General features: G+C 43.9%; 25 protein-coding genes and 1 pseudogene. 23 read left to right on the top strand and 3 right to left on the bottom strand.

Annotated features, from left to right (window positions below; genetic code table 11):
- Window positions 1-7: 7 nt before the first annotated feature.
- The 9 genes and pseudogenes from tgt to BMW45_RS28945 form a co-directional block, all read left to right on the top strand.
- Window positions 8-1,147, top strand: a complete 1,140-nt coding sequence (gene tgt, locus BMW45_RS09915) for a tRNA guanosine(34) transglycosylase Tgt (protein ID WP_092242893.1) — start codon at window positions 8-10, stop codon at window positions 1,145-1,147.
- A 48-nt stretch (window positions 1,148-1,195) separates the two neighbouring features.
- Window positions 1,196-1,492 carry a preprotein translocase subunit YajC gene (gene yajC / locus BMW45_RS09920; RefSeq protein ID WP_085961456.1) on the top strand — a complete coding sequence of 99 codons (297 nt, stop codon included), beginning with the start codon at window positions 1,196-1,198 and terminating at the stop codon, window positions 1,490-1,492.
- 452 nt (window positions 1,493-1,944) lie between these two features.
- The gene (locus BMW45_RS09925; RefSeq protein WP_092242895.1) at window positions 1,945-3,291 is read left to right on the top strand and encodes an ABC transporter substrate-binding protein; all 1,347 of its coding nucleotides are present in this window, start codon (window positions 1,945-1,947) and stop codon (window positions 3,289-3,291) included.
- A 54-nt stretch (window positions 3,292-3,345) separates the two neighbouring features.
- The gene (locus tag BMW45_RS09930; RefSeq protein WP_242882974.1) at window positions 3,346-4,281 is read left to right on the top strand and encodes a carbohydrate ABC transporter permease; all 936 of its coding nucleotides are present in this window, start codon (window positions 3,346-3,348) and stop codon (window positions 4,279-4,281) included.
- A gap of 2 nt (window positions 4,282-4,283) precedes the next feature.
- On the top strand, window positions 4,284-5,120 hold the full coding sequence (locus BMW45_RS09935; RefSeq protein ID WP_092242898.1) for a carbohydrate ABC transporter permease: 837 nt from the start codon (window positions 4,284-4,286) through the stop codon (window positions 5,118-5,120).
- Window positions 5,121-5,173: 53 nt separating this feature from the next.
- Entirely contained in the window at window positions 5,174-6,031 is an 858-nt protein-coding gene (locus BMW45_RS09940) for a ketose-bisphosphate aldolase (protein WP_092242901.1), read from the top strand.
- A gap of 104 nt (window positions 6,032-6,135) precedes the next feature.
- Window positions 6,136-7,452, top strand: a complete 1,317-nt coding sequence (locus BMW45_RS09945) for an ADP-dependent glucokinase/phosphofructokinase (RefSeq protein ID WP_092246332.1) — start codon at window positions 6,136-6,138, stop codon at window positions 7,450-7,452.
- A 55-nt stretch (window positions 7,453-7,507) separates the two neighbouring features.
- Window positions 7,508-8,347, top strand: a complete 840-nt coding sequence (locus BMW45_RS09950; protein WP_330390726.1) for a MurR/RpiR family transcriptional regulator — start codon at window positions 7,508-7,510, stop codon at window positions 8,345-8,347.
- A gap of 110 nt (window positions 8,348-8,457) precedes the next feature.
- Window positions 8,458-8,529 (top strand): annotated as a pseudogene (locus BMW45_RS28945) (D-lyxose/D-mannose family sugar isomerase); the annotation flags it as partial.
- A 218-nt stretch (window positions 8,530-8,747) separates the two neighbouring features.
- On the opposite strand, the gene ymfI reads toward BMW45_RS28945, so the two are convergent.
- Window positions 8,748-9,479 (bottom strand): elongation factor P 5-aminopentanone reductase, encoded by a 732-nt coding sequence (ymfI, locus tag BMW45_RS09955; protein ID WP_092242906.1) that lies wholly within the window; start codon window positions 9,477-9,479, stop codon window positions 8,748-8,750.
- A gap of 190 nt (window positions 9,480-9,669) precedes the next feature.
- On the opposite strand from ymfI, the gene trxB reads away from it, so the two are divergent.
- Window positions 9,670-10,587, top strand: coding sequence for a thioredoxin-disulfide reductase (gene trxB / locus BMW45_RS09960; RefSeq protein ID WP_092242908.1), 918 nt, complete (start codon window positions 9,670-9,672; stop codon window positions 10,585-10,587).
- Between the two features lie 90 nt (window positions 10,588-10,677).
- Here trxB and hpf read toward each other — a convergent pair whose 3' ends face one another.
- Window positions 10,678-11,205, bottom strand: coding sequence for a ribosome hibernation-promoting factor, HPF/YfiA family (gene hpf, locus BMW45_RS09965; RefSeq protein ID WP_092242911.1), 528 nt, complete (start codon window positions 11,203-11,205; stop codon window positions 10,678-10,680).
- A gap of 615 nt (window positions 11,206-11,820) precedes the next feature.
- Here hpf and secA point away from each other — a divergent pair.
- From secA to BMW45_RS09995, 6 genes are all read left to right on the top strand, one after another.
- Window positions 11,821-14,391, top strand: a complete 2,571-nt coding sequence (secA, locus tag BMW45_RS09970) for a preprotein translocase subunit SecA (RefSeq protein WP_092242914.1) — start codon at window positions 11,821-11,823, stop codon at window positions 14,389-14,391.
- 92 nt (window positions 14,392-14,483) lie between these two features.
- A protein-coding gene (prfB, locus tag BMW45_RS09975; protein ID WP_143057023.1) for a peptide chain release factor 2 occupies window positions 14,484-15,618 on the top strand; the annotation gives its coding sequence in 2 pieces (ribosomal slippage) (window positions 14,484-14,558 and window positions 14,560-15,618; 1,134 coding nt in all).
- A 140-nt stretch (window positions 15,619-15,758) separates the two neighbouring features.
- A complete protein-coding gene (locus tag BMW45_RS09980) occupies window positions 15,759-16,202 on the top strand; it encodes an ACT domain-containing protein (RefSeq protein WP_025229974.1) in 444 nt (147 codons plus the stop codon).
- Window positions 16,203-16,280: 78 nt separating this feature from the next.
- Window positions 16,281-17,504 (top strand): homoserine dehydrogenase, encoded by a 1,224-nt coding sequence (locus tag BMW45_RS09985; protein ID WP_092242919.1) that lies wholly within the window; start codon window positions 16,281-16,283, stop codon window positions 17,502-17,504.
- Between the two features lie 64 nt (window positions 17,505-17,568).
- Window positions 17,569-18,777, top strand: coding sequence for an aspartate kinase (locus BMW45_RS09990; protein ID WP_092242921.1), 1,209 nt, complete (start codon window positions 17,569-17,571; stop codon window positions 18,775-18,777).
- A gap of 14 nt (window positions 18,778-18,791) precedes the next feature.
- On the top strand, window positions 18,792-19,136 hold the full coding sequence (locus tag BMW45_RS09995) for a DUF2752 domain-containing protein (RefSeq protein WP_025229971.1): 345 nt from the start codon (window positions 18,792-18,794) through the stop codon (window positions 19,134-19,136).
- A gap of 3 nt (window positions 19,137-19,139) precedes the next feature.
- Here the strand turns inward: BMW45_RS09995 and BMW45_RS10000 are convergent, their stop codons facing one another.
- Entirely contained in the window at window positions 19,140-19,532 is a 393-nt protein-coding gene (locus tag BMW45_RS10000) for a hypothetical protein (protein ID WP_025229970.1), read from the bottom strand.
- Window positions 19,533-19,730: 198 nt separating this feature from the next.
- Between BMW45_RS10000 and BMW45_RS10005 the strand changes: the two genes are divergently transcribed.
- The 7 genes from BMW45_RS10005 (at window position 19,731) to BMW45_RS10035 (ending at window position 25,549) form a co-directional block, all read left to right on the top strand.
- A complete protein-coding gene (locus BMW45_RS10005) occupies window positions 19,731-21,872 on the top strand; it encodes a Tex family protein (protein WP_092242924.1) in 2,142 nt (713 codons plus the stop codon).
- Between the two features lie 26 nt (window positions 21,873-21,898).
- Complete coding sequence (locus tag BMW45_RS10010; protein WP_092242928.1) at window positions 21,899-22,405, top strand: YcxB family protein; 507 nt, start codon at window positions 21,899-21,901, stop codon at window positions 22,403-22,405.
- Between the two features lie 3 nt (window positions 22,406-22,408).
- Window positions 22,409-22,834 (top strand): tRNA (adenosine(37)-N6)-threonylcarbamoyltransferase complex ATPase subunit type 1 TsaE, encoded by a 426-nt coding sequence (gene tsaE / locus BMW45_RS10015; RefSeq protein ID WP_092242931.1) that lies wholly within the window; start codon window positions 22,409-22,411, stop codon window positions 22,832-22,834.
- On the top strand, window positions 22,835-23,533 hold the full coding sequence (gene tsaB / locus BMW45_RS10020; RefSeq protein WP_092242934.1) for a tRNA (adenosine(37)-N6)-threonylcarbamoyltransferase complex dimerization subunit type 1 TsaB: 699 nt from the start codon (window positions 22,835-22,837) through the stop codon (window positions 23,531-23,533).
- Between the two features lie 93 nt (window positions 23,534-23,626).
- A complete protein-coding gene (gene rimI, locus BMW45_RS10025; RefSeq protein ID WP_092242937.1) occupies window positions 23,627-24,061 on the top strand; it encodes a ribosomal protein S18-alanine N-acetyltransferase in 435 nt (144 codons plus the stop codon).
- 246 nt (window positions 24,062-24,307) lie between these two features.
- Complete coding sequence (locus tag BMW45_RS10030) at window positions 24,308-24,550, top strand: hypothetical protein (RefSeq protein WP_092246334.1); 243 nt, start codon at window positions 24,308-24,310, stop codon at window positions 24,548-24,550.
- Window positions 24,551-24,637: 87 nt separating this feature from the next.
- Complete coding sequence (locus BMW45_RS10035; protein WP_092242939.1) at window positions 24,638-25,549, top strand: ribonuclease Z; 912 nt, start codon at window positions 24,638-24,640, stop codon at window positions 25,547-25,549.
- Window positions 25,550-25,553 lie beyond the last annotated feature (4 nt).

A 25,553-nucleotide genomic window follows, 5' to 3' on the forward strand; every position in this document is an offset into this window, starting at 1 on the left:
AAATCAGATGAATTATAAGATCGTTGCAAAGGATGGACGTGCAAAGCGTGCAGAAGTAACCACCGTTCATGGCACCATCCAAACTCCGGTATTCATGAACGTGGGTACGGTGGCAGCCATTAAAGGGGCTGTTTCCACGGATGATCTCCGTGAGATCAGAACCCAGGTGGAGCTGTCAAACACCTATCATCTTCATGTACGCACCGGCGATAAATTAATCAAAGAGTTTGGCGGCCTTCATAAGTTTATGAGCTGGGACCGTCCAATTCTCACGGATTCCGGCGGCTTTCAGGTATTCTCCCTGACCGGCTTAAGGAAAATAAAGGAGGAGGGCGTATACTTTCAATCCCATATAGACGGACGTAAGATTTTCATGGGTCCGGAAGAAAGTATGCAGATCCAGTCCAATCTGGCCTCTACCATAGCCATGGCCTTTGACGAATGCCCGCCACATCCGGCTACCAGGGAATACATGCAAAACAGCGTAGACCGCACCACCAGATGGCTGGAAAGGTGCCAGGCTGAGATGGCAAAGCTTAATTCCCAGCCAGATACCTTAAATAAGGAACAGCTGTTATTCGGCATCAACCAGGGCGGAACCTTTGAGGATATCCGCATCTCCCATGCAAAAACCATATCCGCCATGGATTTGGACGGCTATGCCCTGGGCGGATTGGCGGTAGGAGAAAGCCATGAGGAGATGTACCGGATCTTAGATGAGACGGTACCTTATCTGCCGGAGAACAAGCCAACCTATTTAATGGGCGTGGGAACTCCTGCTAACATTTTAGAGGCCGTAGACAGGGGCGTGGATTTTTTTGACTGTGTATATCCGTCAAGAAACGGCCGCCATGGACATGTATACACCAATCACGGAAAAATGAATTTATTTAATACCAAATATGAATTGGACCACAGGCCGATCGAAGAGGGCTGTGGGTGTCCGGCCTGCCGCTCCTACAGCAGAGCCTATATCAGGCATCTTTTTAAGGCAAAAGAAATGCTTGGCATGAGATTATGTGTATTGCATAATTTGTATTTTTATAATACAATGATGGAAGAGATCCGCGACGCAATCGAGAACCACCGTTATGGGGAATACAAGGAGCAGAAGCTTTCGGGTATGATGGCAGGTCAAACTACCTAAAAAGAGAGACAAGCAGGCGGCGGATCGTTATATAAGGAGGAAATGGTTATGTTATCAGCAACAGGCGGTACCATGGGCGTGGGCTTTTGGGTCATTTATATCGCAGTGATCTTTGGCTTCATGTATTTTATTGCAATCAGACCACAGAAGAAAGAGAAAAAGAAACAGCAGGAGATGTTTGCAAACATTGCAATCGGAGACAGCGTTTTGACCTCAAGTGGATTTTATGGTGTCATCATTGATATGACGGATGATACGGTTATCGTAGAGTTCGGCAACAATAAGAACTGTAGAATTCCTATGCAGAAGACTGCTATCGTTCAGGTGGAAAAAGCACAGGCTTAAGAAATCGGGGCACCCGGAAAGAGAAAATCTCTTTCCGGGTGTTTTTTTGATTCATAGAGTGTGTCCATTGAAACTGGACCATGCCAGATAAAAAGCCGGAAGCCTTAATTATTTAGCGGTATCATCAGTCTGGCAGCGGATAAGATAAAAAGTCTGCTCTCCATTGCTGGAGGCAGGCTTTTTCCGGCGTCCGCATTCATTTTCTAATGCCTTCATGAAAATATATTTCATAATGGCATAGCATATAAAAATAAAACAAACAAATATGTATAATTAGCATAAAATAATATGCGATAATATGGTTGGTTAGAGTAATAATTAGCAAAAATTCCGAAAAGAAATATTATTACACAAACATATTGACGTGAAATTAAAATTCATATACAATGCAATTGTAAACATAAAATGTATTCAGCAATGAATACGAATCATGTATTTGGAGGGCTACATAAATGAAAGTGAGCAAGTTTATGGAAAAAAGTCTGGCTGCCATGATGGCAGCAGGTATGGCGGTCAGCCTGATTGGATGCGAAAGCCAGCCAACAAAGACCGCACAGTCAGAAACGGCACAGCCGGCAGCTGCTGCACAAGAGACAACAGCAGAAAGTGTAACAAGCGGGGGAGATGTTACATTGGAATTTCAGCAATGGTGGGGCGTAGAATTGCCTGACGGTGTCCTTATGGAGATCTGTGATGGATTTACAGAACAATCAGGGATTAAAATCGAATTATTAAGCAATCCTTATGCAGATACCAAGACACAGATTGCGGCAGGCGCAGCGGCAGGAACTATGGCAGATGTTGTAGGTCTTGATGGAGCCTGGGTGTATGATTTTGCAAAACAGGGTTCCATAGCAAATATGACGGAGCTGATGTCATCAGACGGTTATGATGATGGACAATTATCTGATCAGATAAAAGTAGACGGAAATACATATATGATCCCGGTTGTTAACTTTGCATATCCCATGTACGTAAATAAAGATTTATTGGCATCAGCAGGTATTACGGAAGTTCCTAAGACATGGGGGGAATTTGCGGAGGCCTGTAAAAAGGTTGCAGCAGCAAATAAAGGTGTTGCCGGATGGGCAATCCCTTTATCAACAGAATCGCCAAGCGGTATTCAGAACAATTTCATGAGCTGGTTATGGGCTTCGGGCGGAACTATGCTGAAAGATGGAAAACCGGCTTTGACAGATAATCCACTCATGGCAGATACTGTAGATTTTGTAAAAAGTTTATTTGATGCTGGAGTCGTTGCACCAGGTGCTTATTCCATGAAAGAAGCAGATATGGTAGAAGAGTTTACAAATGGCCGTGTTGCATTTATGACAGATTCACTGGCACACTTAACAACAATTAAGAAAGAAGCACCTGGCTTGAACTTTGAATTTATGCCTATTCCGGTAAAAGAAGGCTATACAGGAAAGAGTGGTATGGATGTGGCTAACTGGGGAATCGGCGTTGCAGAAAACTGTGACCATAAAGCAGAGGCCATGAAGTTCGTGGAATATTTAATGAGTCCCGAGGTAAATGCCAAACTTGCAGTATATGCAAATGCCTTTCCTGGAAATGTAAATGCCAATCCTGATTATTCGAAAGCTGAAGAGCTATTTGTAGAAGCATATGAATTATATCAAAAGTGTTATGCAATCAATGAATTTACCGGACTTCCGACTTCAGAAGAATTAATGAGACAGTTTGATGAGCAATTACAGCTGTATATTGACGGCGATACGGCCGCGGCAGCAGATATGCTGTCTGCAACACAAGAGATCTGGGAGGGAGCATTCCAATAAAGACGAGACAGGCTGCATGATGGCATCGTGCAGCCTGATATTAAGAAGGAGGGGATGGGTGAGTTGGCTAAGGTAAGAGAAATGATAAAAAAGAAAAGCAGCGGTAAGATGTCACAGATCATGAAAAAGAAATGTGAACCTTACTTATATCTCCTGCCAACAATTGTGCTTATGCTTCTATTGTTGATTATACCGATCTGTATGGTGGTCCGATATTCTTTTTTTGACAATGTTATTATCAAAAATGATCCTGTGTTTGTTGGATTAAAGAATTACGTCATGATATTATCAGACAAAACATTTTTTGTCGCTGTCAAAAATACATTGTTTTTTGTTGGTGCCAGTGTAGTGATGCACATGCTTTTAGGAATGCTGTTTGCCATACTCCTCAATACGAATTATATAGGAATAAATATGAAAGCATTCTTCAGAGTGATTTATGTACTGCCCTGGATGTTTACAGCATCGGTTATCGCAATATTATGGAAAATGATGATGAATCCCAATGGGATTATCAACTACCTGTTACAAATTGCAAATCTTACGTCGTCACAGATCGAATGGCTGGGTTCCCGGAATTTCGCCCTGTTCTCAGTAACCTTGATCAACATATGGGCAGGCTATCCGTTTTATATGGTTAGTATCCTGGCAGGGCTTCAGGGGATACCCACAGATCTTTATGAAGCATCGGCAATTGACGGTGCAAATGCAGTACAACAATTTTTCAGCATTACAATCCCTCAATTAAAACCAATTATTATTAGTTTGCTAATGTTGGATTTTGTGTGGACGATACAGCAATTTGCCTTGATTTGGATGACCACAGGCGGGGGTCCGATTAATGCAACAGAGATGTTAAGTACTTTTATTTATAAAAGGGGATTTAGTAAATATCAATATTCCCAGGCTTCTGCATCGGCAGTGATCCTACTGGTTGTATGTTCTGTTATAGCTGTTTTTTATGTGTGGCATCAGAGAGAGAGGGACTGATTATGGTAGGTAAGAAAAAGTGGTACATAAAAATACTAATTATGATCCTTCTGATAACCGGAGCATTATTTTCGGGATTTCCTATATTGTGGATGATGCTGAGTTCATTTAAGTCTAATGCGGAAATCTTTGCCTGGCCGCCAACATGGATATCAGAGAGTTTTAGCTTGAACGCCTATATTTCAATCTTTCATAATCCTGAAAAAGTCAGATTTTTTATAAACAGCTATTGCATTGCAATGGTTGTAGTGATTTTTACATTGATCATCGGGATACTTGCATCTTACAGTTTCAGCCGTTTCGATTTTCCGGGAAAAGGTTTTATTAATACCGTCATTGTCAGTGTGCAGGCAGTGCCTCCGATCACCCTTTTGATTCCATATTTAAGCCTGATTGTCAGCCTGAAATTATACAATACATTTGGCGCATTGATACTGACGTATATGCTGTTCACCTTGCCCTATGCGATCTTGATGATTACCGGATATATGAATACTCTGCCGAAAGATTTGGATGAAGCGGTAATGATTGACGGCGGTTCAAGGTTTATGGCTCTTTGGACAGTACTGGTTCCTGTATCAATTCCTGGCCTGGTTTCGGTGGGAATGTATACATTCATGCAGGCCTGGAATGAATATTTGTTTGCATTGGCGTTGACTAAGACAAATGAAATGCGGACGGTACCGGTGGGCATTAGCCTGCTGATGGGGCAGCATGCATATGAGTGGAATCAAATGATGTCAATGAGTGTATTAGGCTCCTTACCTGTATTGGTCCTGTTTTTGTTTTTCCAGCGGTACTTTATTGCCGGCATGACGGCGGGAGCTGTAAAAAATTAATACGTATGATTATCCGGAAACGGAAATCTAATAAAAAGTTGGAGGAAAAAACTATGCTGTTAAACATGAAAGAACTGTTAGCTGTTGCAAATGAAAACAATTTTGCGGTACCTGCATTTAACATCAGCTCCTATGCGATGTTAAATGGAATTGTGGAGGCCTCAGAAGAAGAAAATGCACCGGTTATTATTTCAATCCATCCGGATGAGCTGAGCCATATTGGAGTAGATGTCATTTCTGCAATCAGGCAGAGGGCTTATAAATCAAATATACCGGTTTGCATTCATCTGGATCATGGTGCTTCTTTTGAGCAGGTCATGGTAGCGATTCAGTCAGGATATACATCTGTTATGATTGACGGTTCAAGTCTTCCCTTTGAAGAGAATATTGCTCTATGCAAAAAGATATGTGAAGCAGCTCATGCAGCCAATGTATCTGTAGAAGGCGAACTTGGCACAATTGGAACAACCGACTCTACAGAAACAGAAAATCAGATAATTATTTATACAAAGCCGGATGATGCTGTCACGTTTGTAAAGGAAACAGGTGTTGATACACTGGCAATTGCAATAGGAACTTGCCACGGATTATATCCTGCTGGCATGAAGCCGGAATTAAAATTGGATTTATTAAAAGAGATCAAGTCAAAAGTATCGATTCCGCTAGTACTTCACGGAGGATCTAATAATCCGGATAAAGAAATTGGGGAATCAGTAGCATTAGGTGTAAATAAGATCAATATCTCCAGCGATATTAAAGTGGCTTATTATAATAAAATGAGAGAAATTTTGTCAGATAACAGCCTAAGAGAACCAAATATGATTGAACCACCTTGCATGAAAGCCATGAAGGAAGTGGCATATCACAAGATCCGGCTTTTCAAGGCAAATGGAAAGGCTGCACTTTATTAACCAACACCGTATCATCGCCCTGTAAAATAGAAATATACAGTTTTTATTTTATGGGGCAAAGCTGATAAGAAAAATAGATAGCAGGAGAAAGTGGGGTGGATAGCATGAAGACCGAGGAAAAATATATAGAAACATACGAAAAAATGGAGCAGCTGATTGAATCCAGAATTAAAAGCAATGCTTTTACAGCACTGGGGTACACGAGTAATCTGGACATATTGTGTGATTTTCAAATAGAAACATTCAATCAACTGCTGAACAGATATCTTCCGAATGCAGATTTGGTCAAAATGAAAGCAGCAAAAGAGATAACAAGCATGGAGGAATTCTTGGAGACCATTGTATTTTATTGCAGGCATGGAATCGGCGGAGAAGTAGATATTTCGGATTTCCATATAATAAGGGATACTTTTGCAGCAAAAAAGGGCATGGGCGGTACTGCAACCCAGGGGGCCATGGCTTTGGCAGCAGTAGCATGTCCTTCCATTGTTCATTTAACGGATGACTCGAAAGAAGTATGTGATATTTTAAATTCCCCATATATTTATACGGTCTCCAGAGAAGGAGAAATGGTTCATACAGATCAGATCCAGCAGACAGCGGAGCAGGAAATACACTACATCATTCAATTTAAAAAGGGTGATATAATTTGCCTTGGCAGCCGGAAGATTACAATTCCAACATCAAATAGGCTGATCATAACCAAAATTACAGTAAATGAGATGCTTCCCTTCTCGGCTTCCTATTTTTCTTACGTAGAAGCTCATGCTGCAGATATTAAAAGCAATGTTCTGTCAAGCTTTAATGCAATTCAGGATAAAGATATTTTAGAACAAAGGCTGGCTTATGTAAAAGAACATATCAAAAAATACAAAGCAAATCATAAAGATGGGATTATCTATTTTGAAGATGCACATTACCATAATAAGGAGGTACGGCAGCTATGCCTGGAGACACTTTATCCATCTGTTGATATTTTGAGCTTAAATGAAGAAGAATTAGAATATACCCTTACTATGTATGATTTCCCCATAGTAACCGATGATATCTTTTCCTGTATCAGGGGAGCATCTTATATCAAGGAAAGATATTCTGTAAAAAAGGGGGTTATCATACATACTAAGAATTATTCCATGTATCTTGGTGAAACGTTGAATGCGGATATTGAAAAAGGCTTAATGCTTGGCAACATGCTGGCGACTGCAAAAGCGGCCAATGGCTGGTATGGAACAAAAGAGCAGATTGGAGAAGTCATAAAGCTTCCATTAAGTGAAAAAGGAATCAAATACAGGGAATTAATAATAAAAGAGCATTTTACCAGCGAGGTTATTTTAGTACCGTCTAAATACATTGACAAACCAAAGTATACCATTGGATTGGGAGATTCTTTTGTTGCAGGTGTCCAGATGTGTTTTGAATAAAAAGCTTGAAAAAGGGTGTATTTTACGGCAATATAGTAGATAAGAAGGGAGGGACATGATGCTAGATAAACCTGTACTAGATGTGATTAAGGATAATTATGGAAAGATCTTCTCGGCGGAGAAGAAAGTAGCAGATTATGTTCTGGAACACCCACAGGAAGCGGTAGATGCAAATGTTTCTGAATTGGCAAAGGCCAGCGGGGTGAGTGATGCAACGGTTGTGCGTATGTGTCATCATCTGGGGTATAAGGGATATTACCAGTTTCGTTTGATGCTGGCTAAAGATGTTGGAAGAGATGAAGGAGAAGAAATTGAAGAGCTGCAGAACACTCCCAATCCAGTAATGAAAATTTTTCAAAAGTATGTGAATTCATTAACAGCGGTAGCAGAGAGTATTAACGAAGAAGATATGAAGTCCTGCGTGAATTTGATAAAGTCATGTAAACAGGCTCATATTTTAGCGGTAGGAAATACAACCCCGCTTGCACTGTATATGGGCTTCCGGTTAGGAAGACTGGGTGTGAAATGTACCAATGATATCTCACCGGAATATTTTTTAAATCATGTGAATCTTGCTGATAAAGAAGATATTATTATAGCAATTTCTCAATCTGGAAGTTCCAGACAAGTGATTCAGGGGATGGAATTGGCCAAAGAGAAAGGCCTTAAGATGATGGCCATTACCGGATACCGGCAATCGCCGATATCGGAATTGGCTGATTATGTATTGATCTCAAACGGAAGAAAGGAATCCTTTGATTATTATAAAAATTATGCCCATCTGAAGGAGACGGCATTAATTGATGCTTTGTTGGAGTTGTTAACAAACTGGAAAAAGATTGAGGAAACGGAAGCGGATAAACCAGAGGTTATTTTGTCTGAATATAAGTATTAATCTAACGTTTCGCCAGAGAGGAGCAGACTGATGAAACGATCAGAAATCAATCAAGTAATTAAAGATATGGAACAACTTATCAAGGAGCATAAATTTATGCTGATACGGCAGTAGGAAGATTTCCGGAAATAGAAGAAGATGAATTGCCATACAGGCTGCTTTGCAATGAATATCCCATCTAGCCTGGAAGCGGGAAGATTATATCAGAAACAGTGAGCAATAACAATATCATGATTTTGCATAAGGAATCCTTATTAATGCTCGGGCACTAATGAGGATTCCTTCATAAATAATCCAATGGGTCAAATAAAGCCCGTTACGTCAGCGCATTCCAGTCTTCCCCATAGTTCCAGTATACACCAGGGGGTTTTCAACATATGATTTACTAAGGGATGTTATATTAAAGCCAGCCTCCGTCAAGGCCGATGACCTGTCCGGTCAGATAAGAATTTTTATAGCCCAGGTGGTATACCAGATCGGCTACCTCCTCTGCTTTTCCCAGCCGCCCTGACGGTATTCCATCGATGAGGTCGATTAATTCATCTTCCTCCAGGAATTGATTCATTTCCGTATCAATGGCACCGCAGGCAACAGCGTTGACCTGGATATTGCTTGGAGCCAGCTCCTTAGCCAGAGCCTTTGTAAATGCATTGATGCCGCCCTTTGTGGCGGAGTAAGCGACTTCGCAGGAGGCGCCTGATATTCCCCATACAGAAGAGATGTTAATGATCTTTCCTTGTTTTTTTTCAACCATTCCGGGAATGGCCAGCTTACAGCAGTTAAATACTGATGTTAAGTTGGTGCGGACAATCTGGTCCCAGGCATCAGTGCTCATATCCTGTAAAAGCCCGATATAGGAGATGCCTGCGTTATTAACGAGGACATCCAGTGTGCCAAACTGCTTGCGCACCTGTTCAAAGAGAGCCTGGCACTGGTCCATGTCTCCCATGTCCCCCATGAAGGAAAGACAAGTTACCTGATAAGCTTCCAGCTCCTTTTTAACCTGCGCAAGACGGTCTTCGCTGTGGAGGCAGTTGATGACCACGTTGTATCCTTTTTTTGCAAATTTAAAAGCAATAGCTTTTCCGATTCCCCGGGAAGCTCCGGTGATGAGTACTGTTTTTCTGGCCATAACATCATCCTTTCTGTCGATGTAAGATAATTTCATTTTATCAAATTATCAGGAAGAATGCAACGTGGCTGGAAAAAGGGCTTTTTGTGATTTTGTTACGGACCAGGCATTGCATACTTAAGGGCTGGTGAGATATAATGAAGATAGAAAACCTAATATCAGATAGAATAGAGAAAGCAGGTAGATAAATATGAATGAGATTTATGATGTGGTGATCATCGGGTCCGGGCCCGCAGGGCTTTCGGCTGCGGTTTATGGTAAAAGGGCTGAACTTAAGATGGTAGTGATTGAAAAAGAGATGGCAAGCGGCGGCCAGGTCCTTAATACTTATGAAGTAGATAATTACCCGGGGCTGCCTGGAATTAACGGCTTTGATCTTGGAATGAAGTTCCGGGAACACGCAGAGAAGCTGGGAGCAGAGTTTTCCACAGACGAGGTCCTTCGGATCGAAGCGTCTGATGGGAAATTTACCGTAGTGGGAGAAGAGAGGACCTATGCGACAAAGACAGTCATCATCTCTACCGGAGCCCAGCACCGGAAGTTAAGTGTGATCGGAGAAGAGGAGTTAACAGGCATGGGAGTTTCCTACTGTGCGACCTGTGACGGTGCATTTTTCCGTAACAAGGTGGCAGCAGTAGTGGGCGGCGGTGATGTTGCCATTGAAGATGCCATTTTCCTGGCCAGAATGTGTAAAAAGGTATACTTAATTCATAGGAGAAATAAGCTGAGGGGGGCAAAGACTTTGCAGACCCAGTTGTTTAACCAAAAAAATGTAGAAATCATCTGGGATACCGTGGTAGAGGAGATCGAAGGCGGAGATCAGGTGGAATCCCTGACCATAAAGAATGCCAAAACCGAGGAATCGAATAAGCTTGCGGTAGACGGAGTGTTTATCGCAGTAGGAATCAACCCGCAAAGCGAAGCGTTTAATAACCTGGTGGAGATGGATCATGGCTATATAAAGGCCGGTGAGGACTGTGAAACCAATGTTCCCGGAATCTTTGCAGCCGGTGATGTGCGCACCAAACAGCTTCGACAGGTTTCCACAGCTGTTTCAGACGGCGCAAACGCAATTACCAGTGTAGAGCGGTATCTGACACGAATCTAAGCATAAGAAAAAGCAGCCGGACAATTGTCCTGGCTGCTTTTTTCAGGTTGTCAATCGAATATTCGTAATCCGCTTCACTACTTGAATCGGTTAAAATTCTGGTTCAATCAGGCCGTAGGAGCCGCCTTTTCTTTTATAAACCACATTGACTTCCTCTGTATCCGAATTTAAGAATACGTAGAAGCTATGACCAAGAAGTTCCATCTGAACACAGGCTTCTTCCGGATCCATGGGCTTTATGGCAAATTTCTTTGACTTAACGATTTCTACATGATCATCTGGCTGGGTTTCATCTTCCAGAAAAGCTGTTGAAAAGGAAGGGGCATTCAGCTTTTTGTCGATTAATTTATTTTTATATTTTTTCAGCTGGCGTTCCAGGATCTCTTCCACAAGATCAATGGAAACGTACATGTCTGTACTGGATTCTTCTGCTCTGATTATATGTCCTTTCACTGGAATAGTTACTTCGATTTTCTGAATTTCTTTCTGCACGCTGAGTCTTACTGTTGCTTCTGTCGCAGGAGCGAAGAAACGGTCCAGCTTTCCAAGCTTGTCCTCGACTGCCTCGCGTAATCCCGGTGTTACCTCAATATTTCTCCCTGTAATTGTAAAACGCATAAGTCATCAGCTCCTTTTTCTTGAGATGGTTATAGTATAGCATATTTTTGAGAATAGTTCAATTGCATTGTAAAATTATTAGATAATTATTGGTAATTTTTTGTAAAATGTATCTACTTATTAGTTTGACTAATTATTGAAAAACTATAGATGGACTTAAAAAAAAGTCAAGGGAAAAAGAGAAATTTTCGTCGAAAAAGGAAACTTTATGACATATATACAAAAATCTGAAAGTCTGACAAAGGGATGGGAAAAATGGGAATCTGTGGAGAATAAATGTGGATAATGTGGATAACTTGGTGTATAACTATTTTTTCCCCTAATTATGGGATTTCATAGTGGGGATAAAACTGGGGGAAAAATACACAATGGAATGTGGATAATGTGGAAAAGCGGGGAATCGAACAGGTTTTTTGTGCAATGTGTCAGGTTAACCATAAAATTTTCCAGATTTGCCGTTGTTTGCTGTGGAAAAAGGAAGGACCTGGTAATATTAGGCCCTGTTTATTACCAGAATGTTAATTTTTTATGAATTCGTTGAATTAAGAAGGAGTTAGTGCTACAATATACGAGATTGTATCGTGTATATCGTTAAGAAGAGTAGGAGAATGAAATATGAACTTCGTTCAAAAAATATTTGGAACTCATAGTGAAAGAGAATTAAAATTAATAGAACCCATTGTGGATAAGATAGAAGCTCTGCGTCCGACCATGGTTGCACTTACGGATGAGGAGCTGAGAAACAACACAAGGCTCTTTAAGGAAAGGCTTTCATCAGGCGAGGCTCTGGATGATATTTTACCTGAAGCTTTTGCAACGGTGAGAGAGGCAGCACGAAGAGTTCTTAATATGGAACATTTCCGTGTACAGCTCATCGGCGGACTCGTTCTTCACCAGGGACGTATTTCTGAGATGAAGACCGGTGAAGGTAAGACCCTGGTATCTACCTGCCCTGCTTATTTAAACGCACTGGCAGGCAATGGAGTCCAGATTGTAACGGTCAATGATTACCTGGCAAAACGAGATGCAGAGTGGATGGGAAGAGTACATGAATTCCTGGGCCTGACCGTTGGGGTTGTGCTTAACTCCATGAATTCTGACGAAAGACGTGACGCATACAACTGCGACATTACCTATGTAACCAACAACGAGCTTGGTTTTGATTATCTGAGAGATAACATGGCCATCTATAAGGAACAGATGGTTTTAAGGAATTTAGATTTTTGTATCATTGATGAGGTAGACTCTGTATTAATTGATGAGGCAAGAACACCTCTTATTATTTCCGGGCAGAGCGGTAAGTCCACAAAGCTGTATGAGGTTTGTGATATTCTGGCCCGCCAGCTGGAACGAGGCGAGGCTTCCGCAGAATTCTCCAAGATGGCAGCCATCATGGGAGAGGAGATCACGGAAACCGGCGACTTCGTTGTGGATGAAAAGGACAAGGTTGTCAACTTGACAGAACAGGGTGTGGAAAAGGTAGAGCAGTTCTTTCACATCGAGAACTTATCTGATCCCCAGAACTTAGAGATCCAGCATAACATCATTCTGGCCCTTCGCGCCAATTATCTCATGTTCCGGGATAAGGATTATGTAGTAAAAGATGACGAGGTCCTGATTGTTGATGAGTTTACCGGACGTATTATGCCCGGCAGACGTTATTCTGATGGACTTCATCAAGCGATTGAAGCCAAGGAGCACGTAAATGTGCGCAGAGAGAGCAAGACTCTTGCCACAATCACCTTCCAGAACTTCTTTAATAAGTACAATAAAAAAGCAGGTATGACCGGTACCGCCCTTACAGAAGAGAAGGAATTCCGTAATACTTACGGCATGGATGCCATTTCCATCCCAACCAACCGCCCGATCTCACGTATTGATCAGGAGGATGCCGTTTATAAAACAAAGAAAGAGAAATTTGAAGCGGTATGCAATGAAGTGGAGATTGCTTACGAGAAGGGACAGCCTGTCCTGGTAGGTACCATTACCATTGATACCTCAGAAATGTTAAGCAACATGTTACGGCGCCGGGGAATTCCTCATAAGGTGCTGAATGCAAAATATCATGAGCTGGAAGCTGAGATCGTAGCGGATGCAGGTGTGCATAAGGCTGTAACCATAGCTACCAACATGGCAGGCCGTGGTACGGATATCAAGCTTGATGATGAGTCAAAGGCAGCAGGCGGTTTAAAGATCATCGGTACGGAGCGTCATGAATCCCGCCGAATCGATAACCAGCTGCGCGGCCGTTCCGGACGTCAGGGTGACCCGGGAGAATCCAGATTTTATATTTCCCTTGAAGATGACTTAATGCGTCTGTTTGGTTCCGAACGTCTGGTAGGCATGTTCAATGCTCTTGGCGTGCCGGAAGGAGAGCAGATCGAGCACAAGATGCTCTCTAATGCCATTGAAAAGGCCCAGATGAAGATTGAGACAAATAACTACGGCATCCGTGAGAACCTTTTAAAATATGACGAGGTCATGAACGAGCAGCGTGAAGTGATCTATGAAGAGAGAAGAAAGGTTCTGGATGGAGACAATATGCGTGATTTCGTCTTAAAGATGGTGACGGATATTGTGGAAAATGCGGTGGATCTTTCCGTCAGCGATGACCAGGCACCGGAAGATTGGGATTTGAACGAGCTTAACACCCTTCTTCTCCCTATCATTCCTCTACAGTCAGTTACTCTTCCGGAAGATAAGAAGATTAAGAAGAATGAACTGAAGCATATGCTGAAGGAAGAAGCTATTAAGCTTTATGAATCCAAGGAAGCGGAATTCCCAGAGGGAGAACAGATTCGTGAAATCGAGCGTGTGATTCTCTTAAAGGTGATCGATAATAAATGGATGTCCCATATTGATGATATGGATCAGCTGCGCCAGGGCATCGGCCTGCAGGCTTACGGACAGAGAGATCCGCTGGTGGAATACAAGATGAGCGGATATCAGATGTTTGATGAGATGGCTGCGGCCATCCGTGAGGATACCGTAAGAATCTTATTCCATATCCGCGTAGAGCAGAAGGTGGAGAGAGAACCGGCTGCTAAGGTGACAGGAACCAATAAGGATGAGAGCTCCCCGAAAGCACCGGTAAAGAAGGTGGAAGCTAAGGTTTATCCGAATGATCCATGTCCATGCGGTTCCGGTAAGAAATACAAGCAGTGCTGCGGACGTAAATTAGTATAGTATTTTTATAAAATTGGAGTTCGCATCCCTTTTAAGGACCGGACTCCAATTTTATTTAGATAAATAATTAAATTCAGAAAGTGGGTGACACAGTGGTAGAGTTAGACCAGTACAAATACGAATTATCAACGTTTGAAAAACCATTAGTGGAAGTGAGGGATTCACTTTGACTTAGATAATAAGTTAAAGAGAATCGATGAGCTGGACAAGTCCATGGAGGAGCTCGGCTTTTGGGAGGATCCTGAAAAGTCGGCCAAGATTGTACAGCTTGCAAAGAATTTAAAAGATACCGTCCAGAGCTATAAGGACTTAGAACAGCAGTATGAAGACATTGGCGTAATGATCGAAATGGGAAATGAGGAGAATGATCCCTCCCTGGTTCCGGAAGTGGAGGAGATGTTAAACCAGTTTAAAGAAAAACTGGAGAACATGCGCATCAATACACTGCTGTCCGGTGAGTACGACAGCGACAATGCCATTTTAAAGCTTAACGCAGGCGCAGGAGGAACCGAATCCTGTGACTGGTGCGGCATGCTGTACCGTATGTTCTGCCGGTGGGCGGAGAAAAAAGGCTTTTCCTTAGAAGTCCTGGATTACCTTGACGGGGAAGAAGCGGGCATTAAATCCGTTACGGTTCAGATCAACGGGCCCAATGCCTTTGGGTATTTGAAATCGGAAAAGGGAGTTCACCGCCTGGTGCGCATCTCGCCGTTTAATGCCGCAGGCAAACGCCAGACCTCCTTTGTATCCTGCGATGTCATGCCGGATATTGAAGAGGATTTGGATGTGGAGATCAACGATGAGGACCTTCGCATCGATACCTACCGCTCCAGCGGAGCAGGAGGACAGCATATCAACAAAACTTCTTCGGCCATCCGCATCACTCACCTTCCTACCGGAATTGTGGTACAGTGCCAGAATGAGCGCTCCCAGTTTCAGAACAAGGACAAGGCCATGCAGATGTTAAAGGCAAAGCTTTATATGCTGAAGCAGCAGGAAAATGCTGAGAAATTATCCGGAATCCGGGGCGATGTGACAGAGATCGGCTGGGGTAACCAGATCCGTTCCTATGTCCTTCAGCCTTATACAATGGTCAAGGATCACAGGACCAATGCGGAAACCGGCAATGTAGGAAGCGTTCTGGACGGCTCTTTGGATCAGTTCATGTACGCCTATTTACGCTGGCTGAGTACTGGGGCAAAGTCCGGTGAAAGCAGCGCTGAATAGAGTATTTTTCCTGTATTTTTTTAAAAACCGAAGAAAATAAATAGAAAAATAGTTGCATACCCTGCCTAAATATGATAATATCTTCCCTATGAGCACAGATGTATTTCCGATGCGGACACAGAAGGGAAGATATTTTTATTATGGAAGAAAAGAGTAAATATTTTGTGGTAAAGCAAAAGGCTGTACCTGAAGTATTGCTGAAAGTAGTTGAAGCAAAAAAGCTGTTGGAATCGGAGCGCGTTATTACCGTACAGGAGGCAACTGACCGGGTCGGGATCAGCCGCAGCTCTTTTTATAAGTATAAGGATGATATCTTTCCTTTTTATGATAATACGAAAGGGAAAACCATAACACTTGTGATGCAGATGGATGATGAACCAGGTTTACTGTCCGATCTGCTTCATGTGGTTGCAGTGTACCGCGCCAATATCCTAACCATACACCAGAGCATTCCGGTCAATGGAGTGGCCACCTTGACATTAAGCGTGGAAGTCCTTGAGACCACCGGCAATGTTTCAAAAATGGTGGAGGAAATAGAAGAAAAAAATGGAGTCCACTACGTTAAAATTTTAGCCAGGGAGTAGAGGCAGCCGTTCGATGAGCCGAATGACAAATTGAACTTCCTTGAAAAATAATACGAAAGCGAGTTGCCGGAGGATAATATGAGACATATTGCAGTTATGGGCTATGGCACCATTGGATCAGGTGTGGTAGAGGTTTTGGAAAGAAACAAAGAGATAATTGCCAAAAGGGTTGGCGATGAAGTGGATGTAAAGTATGTCCTGGATTTAAGGGAATTTCCCGGAGATCCTGCTGAAGATAAGATCGTTCATGACTTTTCTGTCATTGAAAAGGATCAGTCAGTGTCCATGGTAGTTGAGACCATGGGAGGACTAAATCCTGCTTATCCCTTTGTGAAGGCGTGTTTAAAGGCAGGCAAGCATGTGGCCACCTCCAATAAGGCTCTGGTGGCGGCATACGGCACGGAACTTTTGGAAATTGCAAAAGAGCATCATGTGAATTTTTTCTTCGAGGCAAGTGTAGGCGGCGGTATTCCTGTCATACGCCCTCTGTATACTTCCCTTGCAGGTGAGGTGGTTGAAGAGATCACCGGTATTTTAAATGGAACCACTAACTATATTCTGACAAAAATGGACAAAGCAGGTGAAACCTTTGAAACGGCCCTACGAGAGGCTCAGGACCTAGGCTACGCGGAGCGGAATCCGGAAGCCGATGTGGAAGGACACGATACCTGTCGAAAGATTGCTATCCTGACGGCAATGGCAACGGGACACGAGGTTAATTACGAGCATATTTATACAGAAGGGATAACAAAAATAACGGATGTGGATTTCCGCTATGCCGATGCTATGGGAACCTCTGTAAAGCTGTTTGGCTCCAGCAGGATCCAGGACGGAACCGTCCATGCATTTGTAGCCCCGGTTATGATTGGAAAAGATCATCCGTTATATTCCGTAAATGATGTTTATAACGGCATTCTGGTAAAAGGAAACATGTTGGGCACGTCCATGTTTTATGGATGCGGGGCCGGTAAGCTTCCAACAGCAAGCGCTGTGGTAGCGGATATTATTGAAGCCCTGAATAATCAAGGCCATCATGTGGAAATGGGCTGGGATAGGGAAAACCTCACCATTTCTTCCATGAGCAGCAGCTCCTTCCGCTATTTTGTGAGGATCAAAGGAATTGCTGATAAACGTGTGAAAGAAGTGGAGGCAGTATTCGGCAAGGTGGAAGTGGTGGAACTGGACCATATGGACGAATTTGCAGTCCTTACGGAAACTATGACCGAAGAAGAATACGAAATTAAAGCGAAAAAGCTGCCGGGAATCAGGCAGCGCATCCGCGCAGAATTAGTAACGGTGTAACAGGTTATGAGCATACAGCAAAGCGGATCAGAATATCTGCTTGACTTTTCGCCAGGAGGCATCAATGTTAGTAGTGAAAAAATTTGGCGGTAGCTCCGTCGCAGACAAAGAAAGAATTTTTAATGTGGCAAAGCGCTGCATTGAGGAATATGAAAAAGGCAATCAGGTGGTAGTGGTACTGTCCGCTATGGGAAAGACAACGGATGGTCTCATTGCAAAGGCCCTTGAGATAAATCCTAACCCTCCTAAGAGAGAACTGGATATGCTGTTAGCCACCGGGGAACAGGTCAGTGTGGCCCTTATGGCTATGGCAATGAATTCTTTGGGAGTCCCCGCCGTTTCTTTAAATGCGGCTCAGGTGGCCATGCACACCACCTCTGCCTACGGAACGGCCAAATTAAAGCGGATCGATACGGAACGCATACGGCATGAACTGGAGGCCAGGAAAATAGTGATCGTCACAGGCTTTCAGGGGGTTAATAAATACGAAGACTTAACAACGCTTGGCCGGGGAGGCTCTGATACAACGGCCGTAGCCCTTGCAGCCGCCCTTCATGCGGATGCATGTGAGATCTATACGGATGTGGATGGAGTATACACTGCAGATCCCCACATCGTTCCAAACGCTAGAAAGCTCCCTGAGGTTTCTTATGATGAAATGCTGGAATTCGCTTCCCTTGGAGCAAAAGTGCTCCATAACCGGTCTGTGGAGATGGCAAAGCGTTATGGAGTTCAGTTGGTTGTTCTGTCAAGTCTGACCAGGGCAGAAGGTACAGTCGTCAAGGAGGAAACAAAATTGGAAAGAATGCTGGTTAGCGGTGTTGCCGCGGATAAGAATGTAGCCCGTATTTCTGTAATCGGGGTTAAAAATACGCCGGGAATTGCTTTTAAAATCTTTAATCTCCTGGCAAGGAAAAATATCAATGTGGATATTATCATTCAGTCCATCGGACGGGAGGAAAGAAAGGACATTTCCTTTACGGTGGCAAAGACTGATTTAAAGGATACCATGAATCTTTTAATGGAAAATAAGGAATCCATCACCGCCCAGGATGTGACGAGCGAGGAAGACGTCGCTAAGATTTCCATTATCGGTGCAGGGATGACAGGCAATCCCGGAGTGGCTGCAAAGATGTTTGAAGCCCTTTCCAGTGCCAATGTGAATATCAAGATGATCGCCACCTCTGAGATACGGATAACGGTTTTAATCGATGAAGCGGATGTAAACCGTGCTATGAGGACCGTCCATGATGCCTTTGATCTGGCGGATTAAACTAAGGTGAAAAAATGAACTTGTTAAAAAGAATATTTGGCCTCGGGCTTCCCTGTCTGTTCCATTCCCTAACCGGACTTTATTGCCCGGGCTGTGGGGGAACCCGGGCCGTCCGGTCATTGCTGCGAGGGGACCTGCGAATGAGTTTTCAGTATCATCCGCTGGTCCTTTATGCTGTTCTCGTTCTGTTTATGGAAATGATCATATGGGCCGTTAAAGGGCGGAAAACTCCCTTTGAACATAAAAAAAGAGCCAGGATACTGATCCTGGCAGGAGCGGCTATTGTTGCAGCCAATTGGATTTTCAAGAATTATATGCTGGTTATAAAGGGTATAGATCTGCTGCCTGTTATGAGGTAGGCTCTATTCTCCGGAAGGGGAGGAGGTAAGGGCCTGAGAGGCAGTCTCAAAAACCTGTCTGAAATAATGGCCCAAAGGCGTATTGGTGTCCATAGTATCATATACAAAAATAATAAACAATGCCATCATAAGGCCGCAGACCGTGGAAATAATAGACAGGATCAGGCCAAGCTGGGCCTGTTGAGTAAATGGTTTTCCCTGTTTGGAGAGCACAGCGCATGCAATGCCGATCAGGCCGAGAAACAGGCCTGCAGGCAGACTCCAGATACTGAATAGGGGAAGACAGTCGCTGGCAAGTCCAATGCCGCCAAGAAGAACGGACCAGAAGGCCAGAAGGGAACCTGTCGGACGGATCTGGGGCAGCATCCCGTTGTTGCTGTTATGGTTTTCTTCCATTCGTAATTTACCTCGTTTGCATATTGTGAAAACAAAAAATGGTTATTAACCACACTATTTTATGATTGTAGCACGAAAAGGCCTGCATGTCCAGACGGGTCTTGCATAAGGAAGGCTGATGAATTATAATAGTAAATTGAATAAAGGCTGAACGAAAATTCATTACGATACAAATTATGAAAAAATAAGGGGATCACCATGGACATAATAAAGGCATTGCAAGAAGAACTTTCCATTAGCCGCGGACAGGTGGAAGCGGCAGTAAAGCTCATTGACGAAGGGAACACCATTCCGTTTATTGCAAGATACCGGAAGGAGGTCACCGGTTCCTTAGATGATGAGGTTCTGCGTAACCTGGATGAAAGGCTCCGCTATCTGCGGAATTTAGAAGAGCGGAAGGAACAGGTTCTTTCTTCCATCAGGGAACAGGAGAAGCTGACTCCGGAGCTGGAAAAAAAGATAATAGAAGCACAGACTCTGGTAGCTGTGGAAGATTTATACCGTCCCTATAAACCAAAGAGACGGACGAGAGCGACCATTGCAAAGGAGAAGGGGCTGGAACCCCTTGCGGATTTAATCATGCTTCAGATGATAAAGACTCCCTTAACAGAGGTAGGACTGGAGTATGTTTCTGAAGAAATGGGTGTTTCTTCCCCGGAGGAAGCCATAAATGGGGCAAAGGACATCCTGGCAGAGCGGATTTCCGACAACGCGGAATACCGCACCTATATCCGGAATGCCACTGTAAATCAGGGAAGCCTTCAGTCATCAGCAAAGGATGAAGAGGCAGAATCCGTATATGAAATGTATTACAATTATGAGGAAACCATTAAAAAATCCGCAGGTCACAGGATTCTGGCTTTAAACCGCGGGGAAAAAGAGAAGATCCTTACGGTAAAAATCCTTGTACCTATTGAGCAGATTATACGCTTTCTGGAAAAGCAGGTGATTGCAAAGGACAACCCATACACCACGACTGTCCTTAAAGAGGTAATCGCAGACAGCTATGACCGCCTTATTGCTCCGGCTATTGAGCGTGAGGTAAGAAGCTCATTGACAGAGCAGGCAGAGGCTGGAGCGATCCGGGTGTTCGGCAAAAACTTAGAGCAGCTTTTAATGCAGCCTCCCATTGCAGGACGGGTGGTCCTGGGCTGGGATCCGGCATTTCGAACCGGCTGCAAGCTGGCTGTTGTGGATGAGACAGGAAAAGTTCTCGATACCATAGTCATTTATCCCACAGCGCCCCAGAACAAGGTGGAGGAAGCAAAAGCTGTCTTAAAGAAGCTGATCAAAAAATACCATATATCCCTGATTTCCGTTGGAAACGGAACCGCATCCAGGGAATCGGAAGCGATTATCGTGGAATTGTTAAAGGAGATCCCAGAGCAGGTTCAGTACATTATTGTAAATGAGGCAGGGGCCTCTGTTTATTCTGCCAGCAAGCTTGCTACGGAAGAGTTTCCTGAATTTGACGTAGGTCAGAGAAGTGCCGCTTCCATTGCAAGAAGACTGCAGGATCCCTTGGCAGAACTTGTGAAGATCGACCCCAAATCCATTGGGGTGGGCCAGTACCAGCATGATATGAACCAGAAGCATTTAAGCGAGGCCCTTCAGGGAGTGGTAGAGGACTGTGTAAACAAAGTGGGAGTGGATCTTAATACAGCTTCTGCTTCCCTGCTGGAATATATATCCGGCATTTCAAAGCCCATTGCAAAGAATATCGTAATTTACCGTGAAGAAAATGGGGCCTTTGCCGGCAGAAACCAACTTTTAAAGGTTCCCAAGCTTGGACCAAAGGCATACGAGCAGTGCGCAGGCTTTATGAGGATCCAGGGAGGGAAGAATCCCTTGGACGGAACCAGCGTTCACCCTGAAACCTACGATGCAGCAAAAAAGCTTTTGACAAAGCTTGGCTATGACTTAACAGAGCTGGCTCATGGAGGATTAAATGGAATCGGTAAAAAGATTCTGGATTATAAAGCGCTGGCAGCCCAGTTGGAAATCGGAGAGATCACCCTGCGTGATATTGTAAAAGAGCTGGAAAAACCGGCAAGAGATCCCAGAGACCAGATGCCTGCTCCCATTCTCCGCACCGATGTTATGGACATGAAGGATTTGAAGCCAGGCATGGTATTAAAGGGAACTGTAAGAAATGTTATTGATTTCGGTGCCTTTGTAGATATTGGTGTTCACCAGGATGGCCTTGTTCACATCTCCCAGATGTCGGATAAATTCATAAAGCATCCCCTGGAAGCGGTGAGCGTGGGAGATATTGTTGAAGTCAAGGTCATTAGCGTGGACGTTCAGAAGAAGAGGATCGCCCTGACCATGAAATTATAAGCCAAGGCGTACAGAAAGGAGAAAACGTGGAAGAGAAAGATTCGATTGTAATAGAAGTAAAATTAACGGCAAAGGATTTATGGAAGTTTTCCATGTATCATTCCTATCAGGGACTGCAGGGGCTTTTTAATATTATTTTCAGTGCTGCTGCTGTTTTTCTCCTGATTACCACATGGAGTTCCAACTCCACCTCATACCGGGTGCTGCTAATCATTTGCGCCCTCATGTTTACAGTCTGGCAGCCTGGTATTCTTTATTTAAAGGCTCTTAAGCAGGCAAAGACTCCCGTGATTCAGAATGCCATGACTCTCACCTTTAATGAGAATGGAATCCAGGTTTCCCAGGGAGAGGAAAACCTGGAAATTGCCTGGGAAAACATGGTCAAAGTGGACCGTGTAAGAGATATGATGATCCTGTATATGGACCGGGTTCATGCCTATCTGCTGCCTGATTCCGTAACTGGAGAAAAAAAAGCAGCTATCCGTGGGCTCATCAAAGAAAAACTGCCTCCTGAAAGGCGAAAGAGGATATAAATTATGGTAATAGAAAGCTGGAAGCCAGAAGAAACCTATGAATTTGGGAAAAAACTGGGAGAGGAAGCAAAGCCTTCTGACGTATACTGTCTAAATGGTGATTTGGGAGTGGGAAAGACCGTATTTACCCAGGGGTTTGCATCAGGCCTTGGGATCCGGGAGCCGGTTAACAGTCCTACCTTTACCATTATTAATCAGTATGAGGATGGACGGCTACCTTTTTACCATTTCGATGTATACCGGATTGGTGATGTCAGTGAGATGGATGAGATCGGTTATGAAGATTGCTTTTACGGGGAGGGAGTAAGCCTTATTGAATGGTCGAATTTGATTAAAGAGCTTCTCCCTGACCATGTAATAACCATAACCATTGAAAAGGATTTGGAAAAAGGGTTTGATTACAGGAAAATAACCGTGGAGGGAATGTAAATGAGGATACTTGGAATTGAAAGCTCGTCTTTGGTGGCTTCCGTTGCCGTGGTGGAGGACGAGGTACTGACTGCGGAATATACGGTAAATTTTAAGAGGACCCATTCCCAGACTCTTCTTCCCATGCTGGATGAAATTGTAAAGATGGTGGAACTGGATTTAGAAACCATTGATGCCATTGCGGTTTCCGGTGGACCAGGTTCTTTTACCGGACTGCGGATCGGCTCCGCTACAGGAAAGGGCCTTGGCCTGGCTTTGAATAAACCCCTGGTTTCCGTTCCTACCGTGGATGCCATGGCCTATAACTTATACGGCAGCGCCTATCGTGTCTGCCCCATCATGGATGCCAGAAGAAATCAGGTATATACCGGCATTTACGATAACCAGAACGGTTTTTCCGTGATGAAAGAACAATGCGCTATGGACATTTTGGAATTGGTTGATGAATTAAATGCAGCCGGACAGAAGGTGATCTTTTTAGGAGACGGAGTTCCTGTATACAAAAAGCAGATACAAGAAAAGATAACGGTTCCTTTCCTCTTTGCTCCGGCTCATTTGAATCGGCAGCGGGCAGCAGCGGTTGCGGCTTTAGGAGGCCTTTATTATGAAGAGGGGAAAACCCTTACGGCGGCGGAGCATTCCCCTGATTATTTAAGAAAGCCCCAGGCAGAACGGGAACGGGAGGCTAATTTTTCTTAATGAAAGCAAGCGTAAGCGTGGCTTGAATTCAGAAAAATAGCCGTTCGATGAACCGTCAGGTGAATCGAGCTTCCATGAAAGGGGGAGAAGCCAATGGTTCATGAAATGAGTCAGTCAGATGTATCCGGTGTCGCTGAAATAGAACGGCTCTGCTTTTCGGATCCATGGTCCTTGGATACAGTCAAAGAAGGCTTAGAAAGCAGCCTTGATACCTGGCTGGTGCTGGAAGAAGAGGGAAACATATTAGGGTACTGCGTCTTCCGGGTCATAGCCGGGGAAGGAGAGCTGCTTCGGATTGCCGTTTTGTCAGAGTACAGGGGGAGGGGCCTATCAAAGAAACTTATGGACCGACTGGTGGAATCTTCCATTAAAAATGGAGTAAAATCCCTGTCTTTAGAGGTCCGGGAAAGCAATAAAAAAGCCAGAAACCTTTATAGATACTATGGTTTTCAAGAGGAAACTATCCGGAAAAATTATTACCTTAATCCCTGTGAAAATGCCATCATTATGTGGAACCGCCGGATATGAAACATTTACCACTAAAAATAAGGGGAATCACCGTTTATAATGTAGGGGTATCCAGTGAGGATGCCCTTTTTCCTGTTTTCGGATGACGCAAAACGGAAACAGGGACTGACTGGTAAGTGCGAAAAAGGAAATACCCTACGGGTATCCCTTTATGTCCCCAAAACAGGGCGACTAAGTGGAAACACCCTACAGGTATACCTATATGCCCGAAAAGCATGGGCAGGAAAATGGAAAGGTGAGAGGAAGATGAGAAAGTACAAAGACGGTGGTCAGCTTGAAACAGTTGTGTGCAACTGCTGTGGCAAAAAAATTATCGTGTCAGAAGGTGTTGCCAGGGAGGGGGTAATAAGCGTCAATCATTCCTGGGACTTTTTCTCCGAGAAGGATGGTGAGATCCATCATTTTGATCTGTGTGAGGACTGTTACGATACTATGATTCAGGAATTCAAGATTCCTGTGGAGGTAGAAGAACAGCTGGAATATTTATAGTTGCTAATTGCCTCTGCTTTGTGATATGATTTTATGAGGCGGTTTTTTACCGCTGTTCATTGATAGAAACCAAAGCGAGGAAATTTTATGTTGGATATATGTTTGCTGGGAACCGGAGGAATGATGCCTCTGCCATACCGGTGGCTGACGGCCATGATGGCCAGATGCGGTGGCAGTGATCTTCTCATTGACTGCGGGGAAGGAACCCAGATTGCGTTAAAAGAAAAGGGCTGGAGCCCGAAACCCATTGACATCATTTGTTTTACCCATTATCACGCCGACCATATCAGTGGTCTTCCGGGGCTTCTCCTGACCATGGGCAATGCGGAAAGGACAGAGCCCCTGACTCTTATTGGGCCAAAGGGCTTAGAACGAGTAGTGGGAGCGCTGAGGATCATTGCGCCGGAACTGCCCTTTGAACTGAAATTCATCGAACTTTCTGAGAACCGGGAGCAGGTAAAGATCGGGCCCTATGTAATCGATGCTTACCGGGTGAACCATAATGTTGTCTGCTATGGCTATTCCATTTCCATTCCAAGGACAGGCCGGTTTGATGTGGACCGGGCCAATGCCGCCGGAATACCCCAGAAGTTCTGGAGCCGCCTGCAAAAAGGGGAAACCATTGAAGACGGCGGAAGAACCCTCACTCCTGATATGGTCTTAGGTTCTGCAAGACGGGGGCTTAAGGTAACCTATTGTACGGATACAAGGCCGGTTCCTGTAATTGCGGAATACGCAAGGGAGGCGGATCTTTTTATCTGCGAAGGTATGTACGGAGAGGAAGGGAAGGAAGCAAAAGCCAGAGAGTATAAGCATATGACCTTTTATGAGGCTGCCAGACTGGCAAAGGAAGCCAGGCCCAAACAGATGTGGCTGACTCATTACAGTCCTTCTCTTACCAGACCAGAAGAATACTTAGAAAAAGTCCGGGAGATTTTCCCTCGTACCAAAGTGGCAAAGGATGCCTGGACCCTGGAACTGGAATTTGATGAAGAGTGAGGGA

Origin of the sequence: Lacrimispora sphenoides (assembly GCF_900105215.1) — a bacterium.
GTDB lineage: Bacteria > Bacillota > Clostridia > Lachnospirales > Lachnospiraceae > Lacrimispora > Lacrimispora sphenoides_A.

Bases quoted from the DNA above. Each gene is read 5' to 3' on its own strand.
- tgt (WP_092242893.1), top strand. From the start codon at position 8: ATGAATTATAAGATCGTTGCAAAGGATGGACGTGCAAAGCGTGCAGAA.
- yajC (WP_085961456.1), top strand. From the start codon at position 1,196: ATGTTATCAGCAACAGGCGGTACCATGGGCGTGGGCTTTTGGGTCATT.
- BMW45_RS09925 (WP_092242895.1), top strand. From the start codon at position 1,945: ATGAAAGTGAGCAAGTTTATGGAAAAAAGTCTGGCTGCCATGATGGCA.
- BMW45_RS09930 (WP_242882974.1), top strand. From the start codon at position 3,346: ATGGGTGAGTTGGCTAAGGTAAGAGAAATGATAAAAAAGAAAAGCAGC.
- BMW45_RS09935 (WP_092242898.1), top strand. From the start codon at position 4,284: ATGGTAGGTAAGAAAAAGTGGTACATAAAAATACTAATTATGATCCTT.
- BMW45_RS09940 (WP_092242901.1), top strand. From the start codon at position 5,174: ATGCTGTTAAACATGAAAGAACTGTTAGCTGTTGCAAATGAAAACAAT.
- BMW45_RS09945 (WP_092246332.1), top strand. From the start codon at position 6,136: ATGAAGACCGAGGAAAAATATATAGAAACATACGAAAAAATGGAGCAG.
- BMW45_RS09950 (WP_330390726.1), top strand. From the start codon at position 7,508: ATGATGCTAGATAAACCTGTACTAGATGTGATTAAGGATAATTATGGA.
- ymfI (WP_092242906.1), bottom strand. From the start codon at position 9,479: ATGGCCAGAAAAACAGTACTCATCACCGGAGCTTCCCGGGGAATCGGA.
- trxB (WP_092242908.1), top strand. From the start codon at position 9,670: ATGAATGAGATTTATGATGTGGTGATCATCGGGTCCGGGCCCGCAGGG.
- hpf (WP_092242911.1), bottom strand. From the start codon at position 11,205: ATGCGTTTTACAATTACAGGGAGAAATATTGAGGTAACACCGGGATTA.
- secA (WP_092242914.1), top strand. From the start codon at position 11,821: ATGAACTTCGTTCAAAAAATATTTGGAACTCATAGTGAAAGAGAATTA.
- BMW45_RS09980 (WP_025229974.1), top strand. From the start codon at position 15,759: ATGGAAGAAAAGAGTAAATATTTTGTGGTAAAGCAAAAGGCTGTACCT.
- BMW45_RS09985 (WP_092242919.1), top strand. From the start codon at position 16,281: ATGAGACATATTGCAGTTATGGGCTATGGCACCATTGGATCAGGTGTG.
- BMW45_RS09990 (WP_092242921.1), top strand. From the start codon at position 17,569: ATGTTAGTAGTGAAAAAATTTGGCGGTAGCTCCGTCGCAGACAAAGAA.
- BMW45_RS09995 (WP_025229971.1), top strand. From the start codon at position 18,792: ATGAACTTGTTAAAAAGAATATTTGGCCTCGGGCTTCCCTGTCTGTTC.
- BMW45_RS10000 (WP_025229970.1), bottom strand. From the start codon at position 19,532: ATGGAAGAAAACCATAACAGCAACAACGGGATGCTGCCCCAGATCCGT.
- BMW45_RS10005 (WP_092242924.1), top strand. From the start codon at position 19,731: ATGGACATAATAAAGGCATTGCAAGAAGAACTTTCCATTAGCCGCGGA.
- tsaE (WP_092242931.1), top strand. From the start codon at position 22,409: ATGGTAATAGAAAGCTGGAAGCCAGAAGAAACCTATGAATTTGGGAAA.
- tsaB (WP_092242934.1), top strand. From the start codon at position 22,835: ATGAGGATACTTGGAATTGAAAGCTCGTCTTTGGTGGCTTCCGTTGCC.
- rimI (WP_092242937.1), top strand. From the start codon at position 23,627: ATGGTTCATGAAATGAGTCAGTCAGATGTATCCGGTGTCGCTGAAATA.
- BMW45_RS10030 (WP_092246334.1), top strand. From the start codon at position 24,308: ATGAGAAAGTACAAAGACGGTGGTCAGCTTGAAACAGTTGTGTGCAAC.
- BMW45_RS10035 (WP_092242939.1), top strand. From the start codon at position 24,638: ATGTTGGATATATGTTTGCTGGGAACCGGAGGAATGATGCCTCTGCCA.